The sequence below is a fragment of the Sinorhizobium sp. P24N7 genome (assembly GCF_042436655.1).
GTDB lineage: Bacteria > Pseudomonadota > Alphaproteobacteria > Rhizobiales > Rhizobiaceae > Sinorhizobium > Sinorhizobium meliloti_A.
The window spans coordinates 188,783-200,253 of sequence record NZ_JBHMIW010000004.1 but is presented as its reverse complement, the minus strand read 5'-3'; the positions used below and the strand labels follow the sequence as shown (position 1 = coordinate 200,253).

General features: G+C 61.8%; 11 protein-coding genes. 8 read left to right on the top strand and 3 right to left on the bottom strand.

Features of this window, described 5'->3' with window-relative positions; genetic code table 11:
• The first annotated feature begins 496 nt into the window (after window positions 1-496).
• Genes ACFHWW_RS08430 through ACFHWW_RS08420 form a run of 3 tightly spaced genes read left to right on the top strand, consistent with a single transcriptional unit; the run spans window position 497 to window position 2,761 of the window.
• Entirely contained in the window at window positions 497-1,543 is a 1,047-nt protein-coding gene (locus tag ACFHWW_RS08430; RefSeq protein ID WP_379937971.1) for a threonine aldolase family protein, read from the top strand.
• A 41-nt stretch (window positions 1,544-1,584) separates the two neighbouring features.
• Complete coding sequence (locus tag ACFHWW_RS08425; protein WP_379937970.1) at window positions 1,585-1,707, top strand: hypothetical protein; 123 nt, start codon at window positions 1,585-1,587, stop codon at window positions 1,705-1,707.
• A 58-nt stretch (window positions 1,708-1,765) separates the two neighbouring features.
• Complete coding sequence (locus tag ACFHWW_RS08420) at window positions 1,766-2,761, top strand: bile acid:sodium symporter family protein (protein ID WP_379937969.1); 996 nt, start codon at window positions 1,766-1,768, stop codon at window positions 2,759-2,761.
• A gap of 30 nt (window positions 2,762-2,791) precedes the next feature.
• Here the strand turns inward: ACFHWW_RS08420 and ACFHWW_RS08415 are convergent, their stop codons facing one another.
• On the bottom strand, window positions 2,792-3,715 hold the full coding sequence (locus tag ACFHWW_RS08415) for a proline iminopeptidase-family hydrolase (protein WP_033057556.1): 924 nt from the start codon (window positions 3,713-3,715) through the stop codon (window positions 2,792-2,794).
• A 53-nt stretch (window positions 3,716-3,768) separates the two neighbouring features.
• The gene (locus tag ACFHWW_RS08410; RefSeq protein ID WP_018096762.1) at window positions 3,769-4,551 is read right to left on the bottom strand and encodes a LuxR family transcriptional regulator; all 783 of its coding nucleotides are present in this window, start codon (window positions 4,549-4,551) and stop codon (window positions 3,769-3,771) included.
• Window positions 4,552-4,676: 125 nt separating this feature from the next.
• On the opposite strand from ACFHWW_RS08410, the gene ACFHWW_RS08405 reads away from it, so the two are divergent.
• From ACFHWW_RS08405 to ACFHWW_RS08385, 5 genes are read left to right on the top strand one after another with little or no spacing between them, the layout of a single operon-like run.
• On the top strand, window positions 4,677-5,567 hold the full coding sequence (locus ACFHWW_RS08405) for a proline iminopeptidase-family hydrolase (protein WP_275597347.1): 891 nt from the start codon (window positions 4,677-4,679) through the stop codon (window positions 5,565-5,567).
• 51 nt (window positions 5,568-5,618) lie between these two features.
• Window positions 5,619-6,557 (top strand): ABC transporter permease, encoded by a 939-nt coding sequence (locus tag ACFHWW_RS08400; protein ID WP_018096760.1) that lies wholly within the window; start codon window positions 5,619-5,621, stop codon window positions 6,555-6,557.
• The gene (locus ACFHWW_RS08395) at window positions 6,554-7,405 is read left to right on the top strand and encodes an ABC transporter permease (RefSeq protein ID WP_379937968.1); all 852 of its coding nucleotides are present in this window, start codon (window positions 6,554-6,556) and stop codon (window positions 7,403-7,405) included. Before ACFHWW_RS08400 ends, ACFHWW_RS08395 begins: the two co-directional genes overlap by 4 nt.
• On the top strand, window positions 7,402-9,108 hold the full coding sequence (locus ACFHWW_RS08390) for an ABC transporter ATP-binding protein (RefSeq protein ID WP_275599912.1): 1,707 nt from the start codon (window positions 7,402-7,404) through the stop codon (window positions 9,106-9,108). The genes ACFHWW_RS08395 and ACFHWW_RS08390 overlap by 4 nt, the downstream gene beginning before the upstream one ends.
• Before the next feature lie 15 nt (window positions 9,109-9,123).
• Window positions 9,124-10,638: an ABC transporter substrate-binding protein gene (locus ACFHWW_RS08385; protein WP_018096757.1), complete on the top strand. Its 1,515-nt coding sequence runs from the start codon at window positions 9,124-9,126 to the stop codon at window positions 10,636-10,638.
• 121 nt (window positions 10,639-10,759) lie between these two features.
• On the opposite strand, the gene ACFHWW_RS08380 is transcribed toward ACFHWW_RS08385, so the two are convergent.
• Window positions 10,760-11,221, bottom strand: a complete 462-nt coding sequence (locus ACFHWW_RS08380; RefSeq protein WP_003531141.1) for an Hsp20 family protein — start codon at window positions 11,219-11,221, stop codon at window positions 10,760-10,762.
• Window positions 11,222-11,471: the final 250 nt, after the last annotated feature.

Here is an 11,471-nt window from a genome sequence, read left to right as displayed (position 1 = left end):
CAAGCCGGGCATTATCGTCGCATGATCCTGATCAGGTCGCAAATGAAGCGCGGCCGCGTCAGGCACCGATGTCCGCGACCATCCTGACGCCAAGGAATAACGACCGGATGAAATCCGGCGAAACCCCCTCGCGCTTCACGCCGGCTGCCGCTTTTCACGGTGCTTCCGGCGATTGTTCCGGCCCCTAGACCGAAATAGGACAGCAAACCTGTCCTATTTCATGCGCTCTATGCCAGAAACCGCCCTCCTTCGCAAGGGCCTCGGCCGCAAATAATGTGAGAGATTTTGCCGAACATTGCCGGAAATTACCCGGGTTTGAAATTTAATTACCCGTATCCCGCACTTTCTTTACTTTGGTTTCAAACTGGTCTCCGGTTGGCACTACAAGGCAGGCACAGTCGAGCGCAGCCGTTTGCTTGCCGACGGGACTCGGCTATGGTCGCGCCGGCGCGCCTCTCCGCACGGCGTGGCTCGATGTAAACAGGGTAAACTTCAGATGATCTTCTCCTCCGACAACTGGGCCGGCGCCCATCCGGCGATCGCCGAAAGTCTGGTCACGAATGCGCAGGGCTATGCTTCCGCCTACGGCACGAGCGAGCTCGATCGGAAGGTGGAACAGCGCTTTTCGGAGATTTTCGAGAGGGAGGTCGCGGTATTCTTCGTGGGCACCGGAACCGCCGCAAACTCCCTTGCACTTTCGAGCGCCAATCGGGCGGGCGGAATCGCTTTCTGCCATCGCGAAGCGCATGTGAACGTCGACGAGTGCGGCGCGCCGGAGTTCTTTTCGCACGGCGCGAGGCTGTGCCCGGTCGAGGGCGCCCGCGGCAAGATGGAGCCGGCGAAGCTCGAGGCCGAAATTCGGCGGTTTCCGAAGGAGAACGTCCATGGCGGTCAGCCGATGGCGGTGACGGTGACGCAGGCGACCGAGAGCGGCACCGTCTATTCGCTCGACCAGATCGAAACGATCGCCTCGATCGCCCGGTCTCATAAAATACCGCTGCACATGGATGGCGCTCGTTTCGCCAATGCCCTGGTCAGCCTTGGGACGACACCGGCCGAGATGACCTGGAAGCGTGGGGTCGATCTGCTCTCCTTCGGCGGAACGAAGAACGGCTGCTGGTGCGCCGAGGCGCTGGTGCTCTTCGACCTTTCGAAGGCACAGGAGATGCACTTCCTGCGCAAGCGCTCGGCTCAGCTCTTCTCCAAGTCGCGCTTCGTCGCCGCCCAGTTCGACGCCTATTTCGCCGGAGATCTCTGGCTCGATCTCGCGCGCCACGCCAACGCGATGGCGCAGCACCTCGCCGACGGCATCACCGCTTCGGCCGGGAGCCGGCTCGCCTGGGCGCCCGATGCCAACGAAGTCTTCGTCGTCCTGAAGCGGGAGGCCGCCGGCCGGCTGCAGCGGCAGGGCGCCCTTTTCTACGATTGGGAAGTGCCGCACGATCTCGAAGGCAACCTCGCGGAAGACGAAGGTCTCTATCGCCTGGTCACCAGCTTCGCCACCCGCGCCGAGGACGTCGACCGCTTCGTCGCCGCCTGCTGATGCATGGCAGATGTCGAAGCGCGCCGCATGAAATCGCTTGAATGCGACACGCATCGCGACCGATGGAGCGGGATGAGGAAAAGTGCGTGCGGTTTTCCGCCCGCATCCCGCGTCTCAACTTCTCGGAAGCGATCGCGTTCATGTTTTTCGTCGACCCGATCTGAAAACATCGTGATCTAGTGCTTGCATCCGGCTTCCGGATGGGCTTACACGGCAAGCACCATGCGCCGTTATCTCCCCGACACCTTTACCATCCTCCTGATGCTGACCGTCGCTCTCGCAGCGGTGTTGCCCATCGACGGAGCCGCCGCGGCCTGGTTCGCCATCGCGACGAAGCTTGGCGTCGGCCTCATCTTCTTTCTCCACGGCGCACGGCTTTCGCGCGAGGTCGTCATTGCCGGTTTCCTGCATTGGCGGCTGCACCTGGCGATTCTCTTTTCGACTTTCGCCCTTTTCCCGCTCATCGGCCTCCTGGTGGGTTTCGTCCCGTCATGGATCCTGCCGCCGTCGCTCTATACCGGCATCCTTTTCCTCTGCGTTCTGCCTTCGACGGTACAGTCGTCGATCGCGTTCACGTCGATGGCCGGCGGCAATGTTCCGGCAGCCGTCTGCGCGGCGTCGGCATCCAACATCCTGGGCGTGTTCCTGACGCCGCTTCTCGTCGGCGTCATCTTCTCGGCCGGCGGACATGGCGGCGTATCGCTCGACGCGATCGAACAGATCCTCCTCCAGCTGCTTGCGCCCTTCGTCGCAGGCCAGATCCTGCAGCCCTGGATCGGCGGCTGGATTCGCGCCCGCAAGAAACTGCTCGCACCGGTCGACCGCGGTTCGATCCTGATGGTCGTCTATCTGGCTTTCAGCCAGGCCGTCACGGCAGGCCTCTGGCAGTCCTTCACCCTGACGGACCTCACCGTTTTGACGGTAATCGAGATTGCTCTCCTCGCGCTTATTCTGGCGGCCACCACATTCGGCAGCCGGCTTCTCGGCTTCGACCGCGCGGACGAAATCGCCATCACCTTCTGCGGATCGAAGAAGAGCCTGGCGAGCGGCATTCCGATGGCAAGCGCGATCTTCGCCGGACAGAACATCGGCATGATCGTCCTGCCGGTCATGTTGTTCCATCAGATCCAGTTGATGGCCTGTGCGGTCATTGCCCAGCGCTATGCCGCCAAGGCGGCAGAGCTCGAGGGAACCGCCGTCCCGGCTACGCCCACCTGAAGAGCATGAACGAAACGGCGCGTCGTCTTATCAAGCGTCGGTATCGTGGGATGACAGGAAACGAGAGACCGTTTCCAGGCACAAGTCCTTCTCCTCCACATGCGGCATGTGGCTGGAATGCTCGAACAGCACCCATTCGCAGCCCTTCACGCGATCCACATACGGCTTGACGACGAGCGGCGTGGCCTCGTCGTATTTTCCGGAAATCAAAAGGGTCGGCGCTTCGATCCGCATCAGCCGGTCCTCGATCGTCCAGTCCTTCATCGTGCCTATTACGTGGAACTCGGTCGGGCCGTTCATGTTGCGATAGACCGTATTGTCCTCGTCCATGATCGCAAAGGTGCGCGCGACTTCCGCAGGCCACGGCGTGACGCGGCAGACATGGCGGTCGTAGAAGACGCGCGAGGCGGCGATGTATTCCGGATCGGTAATCGTCCCGGCCTGCTCATGCCTGAGCAACGTATCCTGAACCGCCTTCGGCAGTTCCCCGCGCAGGCGATTGGCTTCCGCCACCCAGGTATGCATGTTGGCCGGCGAATTGGCGATGACGAGCGCCTTCAGACCCGTGGGCTTCAGAACCGCGTGTTCCGCACCCAGCATGCCGCCCCAGGACTGTCCGAGAAAGGCATAGCGATCCTGGATGCCCAGATGCTTCAGCAGCGCGTCGAGTTCCCCGAGGAACAGGTCAGGTGTCCAGAAATCCGGGCCCTTGTCCGGAAGGCGCGTGGAGTTGCCGTTGCCGAGCTGGTCGTAGTGAATGACCGCGCGTCCGTCGATCTCGCTGATCCCCTTGAAGGAATCGACGTAGTCGTGGGTGCAGCCCGGTCCGCCGTGGGCAACGACCAGCGGCAGCTTGCCGCTGTCGAGCGAACCGGTGATGCGATACCAGGTCTGGTACTCGCGAAAGGGCAGGAAGGCTTCCTTCGACGCGACGGCGGCCACATGCATCTCCATGTCTGACGGACAACGGAGGGAACATAACGCGGGGCTTCAAGCCGTGGCAGCTATCACAAGTTATAGGATGGGCGCTCTTCGAGCAGCCGGTAGTGCGTGGCGCGGACAACCGCCTGGGTACGGTTCTTAGCGCCGAGTTTCTTGGCCGCGGCGTTGAGATGCATGACCACGGTCGGCACAGAACGGTGGATGATGCGCGAAATTTCCTTGGCCGAGTGACCCTCGGCGGAATGGCGGAGGCATTCGCGCTCCCGCTCCGTCAGCCTCGCGGTGCCGGCGTTGAAGGCCTGCGCGTCGAACAGCGAATAGGCCGCCTCGTGAAACACATGGGCAAGCAGGTTGAAATCGGCGATGTACCGCAGCGCATGCCGCTCGAATGCCCGGTTGCCGCCGAAACGCACACCCGTGACCGTCGCATAGTCGCCGCGCGGCATGTGGACCGGCACGGTGACGCCGGTCGACATGTCCCGTTCGCTCAGATAGCGGGCGACGGGCGCCGTATCATCGCTCATGAAGCGTCTGATCAGCGTGTCCGCATCGGGATCATAGTTCCAAAAGAACGGAGTTGACGTGCGCAGCGCCACCTGCTGCACGGGATCGATGCGGAAATAGCCGCGATCGAACCAGTAGTCGTGCATATCCTCCGAGATGTTGCGAAGTTTCAGCAGCGACGGGACCATGATGGTACCGTCGAGATCGCGGGGCACCGGCGTATAATCGTAGATCAGCGCCTCGAAGCCGATCGCCTTCATCGCCTCGAACACCTGGTCTATACGGCCATCCAGCGTGTCGTGCGCGGTGAACTGGTTCCTGATCGTCCCGAGTTCGTCAAACATCCTTGTCTCCGGTCCCGGTCACTCGCCAACCTATCACTTCTTATAGCTGGGCGCCGGTTGGCCTTTCGGATAAAATTTAGCCGTGCTCAAATATTGAGCAAGCAGTTTCTTTGCCGGGGCGGTCAATGTGGCGTGATATCGAGCCGGAGGCGCGACACGAAATCGAAGTCGATGGCTACAAGGTGGTGGCCTACAGCTTCGGTTCGGGCCCGGAGACCTTGTTCTGCCTGAATGGCGGGCCGGGACTCCCCTGTGACTATCTGCGCGAGGCCCATTCGTGCCTCATCGACAAGGGCTATCGCGTCGTCGCCTTCGATCAGCTCGGCACCGGCGCCTCCGACCGCCCGACCAATCCTTCGCTCTGGACGATCGGCCGATATGTCGAGGAAACCGAAACGGTTCGCAAGGCGCTGGGGCTCGGCAAGGTGCACATGCTCGGCCATTCCTGGGGCGGCTGGCTGGCGATCGACTACGCGCTGACATACCCGGAAAACCTGCAGACGCTGATCCTGGAGGATACGGTCGCCGACATGCCGCACCTCGTCACCGAGCTTGAGCGGCTGCGCGCCGCCCTCGGCCCGGAGACCGTCGCCATGATGCAGAAGCACGAGGCGCAGGGCACATACGATCATCCCGAATATTTGGCTGCCATTACCATCCTGAACTATCGCCATGTCTGCCGCCTGCCGGAATGGCCCGCACCGGTACGCCGGTCCCTGGACGACTGGAACATGGGTCCTTACGGCACGATGCAGGGCCCGAACGAGTTTCTCTATATCGGCAATCTCAAGGACTGGAACCGCATTCCCGACCTCCCCGGGATCAAGGTTCCGACGCTGATCACCACGGGAGAACACGACGAGCTCACGCCGGCCTGCGCGTTGAAGATGAAGCTCGCCATCCCGGATGCCGAGCTCAGGGTTTTCGCCAATGCAAGCCACATGCCGTTTTACGAGAACCCGGCGGACTATTATCCTGCGCTGATCGATTTCCTGTCGCGGCACAGGCCGAATTGATGCAAAACATGGCGAGAGACATCCGAACGAGACGGAGGCGCGCGCATCGCCATGCATCGCTATAGGTTCGTCCTCACTCGGCCGTTGCAGTTCCTGCCGGTCATCTTCGGGATCAGCATCATAACCTTCATTCTGGTGCGGCTCATCCCCGGCGATCCGGCGCGCAATCTGCTCGGAGCCCGCGCCACCCCTTCGGCCATCGCCAAGATCCGCGCCCAGTACGGCCTCGACGAGCCTATGTGGCAGCAATATTTCTACTTTTTGAAGAATCTCGCCGATGGCGAGATGGGCAAGTCGATCCTCTACAAGATCGATGTCCTGAAGCTTATCGCCACCCGTATCGAGCCGACCGTCGCGCTCGTGCTGTCGAGCGTCGTTCTGGCGGTTCTCATCGCCGTGCCCATGGCGGCGCTTGCAGCGCGTAACTCCGGCAGGGCGCCGGACCATATCGTCCGGATTGTTTCCACTTTCGGCATCGGCTTTCCGCCGTTCTGGCTCGGCCTGATGCTGATGATCCTTTTCAGCGTCAAGCTGGATCTGCTGCCGGTGTCCGGCTACGGGGCGACCTTCGGTGACAAGCTCGCCCATCTGATCCTGCCGAGCCTGACGGTCGCTCTTTCTCTGTCGACGGTGCTGGTTCGCAGCCTGCGCGCGGCAATGATCGAGTCCCTGAAGTCAGACGTGGCGACAGCCGCCCGCGCGCGCGGCATGCCTGAGCGCATCGTCTTCTGGCGGCATGTCGTTCCGAATTCGCTGGTGCCGACCATCAACCTTCTGGCGGTCAACATCGGCTGGCTGATCGGCGGCACGGTCGTGGTCGAAAGCGTCTTTGCCCTGCCGGGCATGGGACAATTGCTGGTACGCGCCATCTTCTCGCGCGATTACATGGTCGTGCAGGGTGTCGCCATGGTGTTTGCCTGCGCCACTGTGCTCGTCAATTTCGTCGCCGACATCGTCACCGTCGCCGTCGATCCGCGGGTGAAACTGTGAGCGCCGGTACGGTGTCCTCGTCGCCGGCCGGCTGGCGGTTGCTCTTCGGCCGGAGGCCGGCCCTCGTCATTGGCGCGGGAATCCTGCTGTTTTTCCTGCTGGTGGCGATCGGCGCACCCGTCCTCGCCCCCTATGACCCGATCCTGCAGAACGGCGCAGCCCGCTTGCAGCCGCCGTCGCTTCTGCATCCGTTCGGCACCGACAACTTCGGCCGCGACCTTCTTTCACGCGTCATCTGGGGCACACGCATCGACCTGCAGATCGCCTTGATCGGCGTCGCCTTCCCCTTCGTCATAGGAACGATCGTCGGCACCGTCGCCGGCTTCTTCGGCGGCATTGTCGACGCGCTGTTCATGCGCCTCGTCGACATTATCCTCGCCTTTCCATTCCTCGTATTGATGCTGTCGATAATCGCCATTCTGGGCCCGGGCCTCGGCAGCTTCTATATCGCCATGGCGCTGGTCGGATGGGTTTCCTATGCCCGATTGATCCGGGCACAGATTCTCGTTCTGAAGAACAGCGACTATGCGGTGGCCGCCGTCAGCCTTGGTTTCGGCCGCTTCCGCATCATGTTCCGGCACTTGCTGCCCAATGCCATTGCCGGCTCGATCGTCTTTGCCATGTCGGATGCCGTCCTGGTGCTGCTGAGCGGGGCGGCCGTCAGCTATCTCGGTCTCGGCGTCCAGCCGCCGGTCGCCGAATGGGGCATTATGGTCGCGGAGGGCCAGAGCTTCATCACCACGGCCTGGTGGATCACGCTGTTTCCCGGCCTTTCCATCGTCTGCCTTGCCTTCGGCTTCAGCATGCTGGGCGACGCGCTCGGAGATTTGCTCGGAGTGCACGAATGAGCGTCTCGGTCCTGTCTGTCCGCGACCTGACCGTGAAGGCGCATCTCCAGGGAGAGACGCGCACGCTGCTGGATGGAGTCTCGCTCGACCTGGCCAAGGGCGAGATCCTCGGCCTCGTCGGCGAAAGCGGATCGGGCAAGAGCCTGCTCTGCCGCGCGCTGGTTCGCCTCCTGCCATCATCCTTGCTGAAGATCGAAGGCGGTGCGGTTCTCCTCGCAGAGCGCGACCTCACTGCCGTCACCGACGCCGAGATGCTGGAGGTACGCGGCGCCGAGATCGGCATGATCTTCCAGAACCCGACCAGCCACCTCGACCCGGTCATGCGCATCGGCGACCAGATCGCCGAGGGCATCCGCTACCATCAGGGCCTGAGCGGCCGCGATGCGCGGGCGGCAGCGGTCGAGATACTGGGGCAGGTCGGCTTCCCTGACCCCGCCCGCCAGTACGACAGCTACCCGCACGAGCTTTCCGGCGGCATGCGTCAGCGGGCCATGATCGGTGTGGCCCTGTCCTGCAATCCGCAAATCCTCATAGCCGACGAACCGACCACCGCGCTCGACGTCACGATCCAGGCGCAGATCCTGAAACTCCTGATGGACATCCGCGACAGACGCGGCCTGTCGATCATTCTCATCACCCATGATCTCGGCATCGTGGCGCAGACCTGCGACCGCATTGCCGTGATGCGCGGCGGAAAGCTGCTGGAACAGGGTCCTAAACGGACGATCCTGTCCGCACCGCAGGACCCGTACACGGTTCGCCTCATCCACAGCCATCCATCCATGCCTGATGCGGTGCCCCCCGCCATCAGTCTCCCAACGCCCTTGCATGGAACGACAAGGCCCCTTCTGGAGATCGATGACCTGCATGTGCGCTTCCCGTCGGGCGGCAGTCTTTTCTGGGGTAAGAACGCCAGGACCGTCAGCGCCGTTTCAGGGATCAACCTGCAGATCATGCCCGGCGAAACGGTCGGTATCGTCGGCGAATCCGGCAGCGGCAAGAGTACGCTTGCCCGCGCCATGCTGGGCCTGACGCCGATTTCCGCCGGTCGCGTCAGCTTCGACGGTATCGATCTTTCTCAGCAGAGGGGTGCGGGTCTCGCCAGGCTGCGACACGAGTCTGCCATGGTCTTTCAGGATCCGTTCAATGCACTGAACCCGCGTCTGACCATCGGCCAGACTCTTGCTGAAGTTCTGAGAGTGCAGAAAAAGATCGGCGGAGCCGACATTCCGGCACGCATCGGCGAGCTGCTGGACCTTGTCGGCCTCGAGCGCGAATTCGCCCACCGCAAGCCGCGCAGCATGAGCGGCGGCCAGTGCCAGAGGGCGGGCATCGCCCGTGCGCTTGCCGTCGATCCGAAGCTGATCATCGCCGACGAATGCGTCGCAGCACTCGATGTCACGATCCAGGCGCAGATCGTCGACCTCTTCCGCAAGCTCGCCCGCGACCTTAACCTCACGCTGATCTTCATCGCCCACGACCTCGCGATCGTGCGCAATCTGTGCGAACGCACCGTGGTGATGCATCGCGGAGAGATCGTCGAGGAGGGCCGCTCCGAGGACGTCTTCTCCCGGCCGAAACATCCCTACACCGCCGCATTGATCGCCGCGATCCCCGACATCGATCCCGACAGGTCGTTGCTCGGCCCTACCGATGCGGCGCCAGTGGAACCGATCCTGTCCGTCAAACGCCTGCCACAATAACGAAGGGAACAAACAATGATCAAAAGGTGGAACAATATCGGCCGGGCCGCTTTCGCAGCCGCCCTTATGCTCAGTGCCGGTTATGCGGAGGCCGCCGGTATCCTCTCCATCGGCCGCCGCGAAGATTCGACGACTTTCGATCCGATCAAGTCGGCCCAGAACGTCGACAACTGGGTGTTCTCCAACGTCTTCGACGTGCTTGTCCGCGTAGACAAGACCGGCACCAAGCTGGAGCCCGGCCTCGCCGAAAGCTGGACCCTTTCCGACGACGGCCTGACCTACACGTTCAAGATCCGCGACGCGAAGTTCTCGGACGGCTCGCCGATAACGGCCGAGGATGCCGCCTTCAGCTTGCTGCGCATACGCGACCACGAAGGCTCTCTGTGGAGCGACAGCTACAAGATCGTCGAAACCGCCGAGGCGGCCGATCCGAAGACACTGGTCGTCAAGCTGAAGACGCCCTCCGCCCCCTTCCTGTCGACGCTTGCCCTTCCGAACGTCTCGGTGCTTTCCAAGAAAGCCGTCGAGGCTGGCGAGGACGCCTTCGCCGAACTGCCAACGGCATCGTCCGGCGCGTTCACCGTCAAGGAATGGCGGCGCGGCGACCGGGTCATCCTCGAAAAGAATCCGAACTTCTGGCAGGCGGATCGTGTGAAACTAGACGGCGTCGAATGGATTTCCGTTCCGGACGACAACACGCGCATGCTGAACGTCCAGGCCGGCCAGCTCGACACGGCGATCTTCGTTCCGTTCTCGCGCGTCGAGGAATTGAAGAAGGACCCGAACCTCACGGTCCACATCGATACCTCGACCCGCGAAGACCATCTGCTCATCAACCATGAGCACGGCATGCTTGCCAAAAAGGAAGTGCGCCAGGCCCTGGATATGGCGATCGACAAGAAGGCGATCGTCGACACGGTCACCTTCGGCATCGGCACGGTCGCAAATTCCTACATCCCAAAGGGCTCGCTCTATCACTACGACGCCAACTACCAGTATCCTTACGATCCGGAGAAGGCCAAGGCGATGCTGGCCGAGGCGGGGGCATCGGACCTGACGCTGAACTATGTCGTAAACGCGGGCAACGAGGTCGACGAGCAGATCGCCGTGCTGCTGCAGCAGCAGTTTGCAAAGGCGGGCGTCACGGTCAATCTGCAGAAGGTCGACGCGAGCCAGAGCTGGGACATGCTCGTCGCCGGGGACTACGATATCTCGGTGATGTACTGGACGAACGACGTCCTCGATCCGGACCAGAAGACCACCTTCGTGCTCGGCCATGACACCAATATGAACTATATGACCCGCTACAACAGCGAGAAAGTGAAGGAGCTTGTCGCAGCGGCACGTCTGGAACTCGATCCGGCGAAGCGCGAGGCCATGTATGTCGAAATCCAGAAGACGGCGAAGGACGACGTCCACTGGATCGACCTTTACTACAGCCCCTATCTCAACGTTTCGCGCAAGAACATCGAGAATTTCTACCAGAATCCGCTCGGCCGATTTTTCCTGGAAGATACGGTGAAGAACTGACGGCCCGTCACGGGCATCCCCGCAAAACGAAGACGGCGCCCTTTGGACGCCGTCTTTTCATTAGTGCGCAGCTTCAAAGACTTTAGAGCCTTTCAATGCTTCCATGAAACAGGGAAGCGCTCTAGGCGGTCTGCGCCTCGATCTGCTTCGGCTGCGAAGCCGCCGCGGTGATCTCGATGCGGCGCGGCTTGGCCGTTTCCGGGATATTGCGCAGAAGATCGACGTGGAGCAGGCCGTTCTTCAGCGAAGCGGACTTGATCTCGACGTGGTCGGCAAGCTGAAAGCGGCGCTCGAAGGCGCGCTTGGCTATGCCGCGATGGAGAAACTGGGTTTCCTCACCCTTTTCTTCGCTCTTTTCGCCCTTGATCGTCAGCGTGTTTTCACGCGCTTCGACCGAAAGCTCGCTTTCGTCGAAACCGGCAACGGCCATGGTGATGCGATAGGCGTTTTCGCCGGTGCGTTCGATGTTGTAAGGCGGATAAGTCTGCGACTGATCCGGCTGACCAAGGCTATCCAGCATGGTGAACAGACGGTCGAAGCCGACAGTCGAGCGGTAGAGGGGAGAAAAATCAAAGTGACGCATGATGTCGTCCTCCATAAGAGCAACGGTTGCGATGTCTGGCCTGCCACCCCGTTCCGGCTGTGGCTCGACCGGTGAACGGACCCTTCTTCGGCGCCCGCGGAGAAGACATGGGAATGCCCGCGCGCGAGTTCAAGAGGGATGCCGCCGGCGCTTCCTGAACAATGGATGAACGACGGGTTCGGCCGCCGTTCAGCCGCCGTGGAGTAGAAAGGAGACACTGGGTCTTCCCAGGGCTGAAGTGACATGTCCC

Excerpts from the sequence above, each read along its gene's own strand:
- ACFHWW_RS08390 (WP_275599912.1), top strand. The coding sequence starts at position 7,402 with ATGAGCGTCTCGGTCCTGTCTGTCCGCGACCTGACCGTGAAGGCGCAT.
- ACFHWW_RS08425 (WP_379937970.1), top strand. The coding sequence starts at position 1,585 with ATGCGACACGCATCGCGACCGATGGAGCGGGATGAGGAAAAGTGCGTG.
- ACFHWW_RS08430 (WP_379937971.1), top strand. The coding sequence starts at position 497 with ATGATCTTCTCCTCCGACAACTGGGCCGGCGCCCATCCGGCGATCGCC.
- ACFHWW_RS08405 (WP_275597347.1), top strand. The coding sequence starts at position 4,677 with ATGTGGCGTGATATCGAGCCGGAGGCGCGACACGAAATCGAAGTCGAT.
- ACFHWW_RS08420 (WP_379937969.1), top strand. The coding sequence starts at position 1,766 with ATGCGCCGTTATCTCCCCGACACCTTTACCATCCTCCTGATGCTGACC.
- ACFHWW_RS08400 (WP_018096760.1), top strand. The coding sequence starts at position 5,619 with ATGCATCGCTATAGGTTCGTCCTCACTCGGCCGTTGCAGTTCCTGCCG.
- ACFHWW_RS08415 (WP_033057556.1), bottom strand. The coding sequence starts at position 3,715 with ATGGAGATGCATGTGGCCGCCGTCGCGTCGAAGGAAGCCTTCCTGCCC.
- ACFHWW_RS08385 (WP_018096757.1), top strand. The coding sequence starts at position 9,124 with ATGATCAAAAGGTGGAACAATATCGGCCGGGCCGCTTTCGCAGCCGCC.
- ACFHWW_RS08410 (WP_018096762.1), bottom strand. The coding sequence starts at position 4,551 with ATGTTTGACGAACTCGGGACGATCAGGAACCAGTTCACCGCGCACGAC.
- ACFHWW_RS08380 (WP_003531141.1), bottom strand. The coding sequence starts at position 11,221 with ATGCGTCACTTTGATTTTTCTCCCCTCTACCGCTCGACTGTCGGCTTC.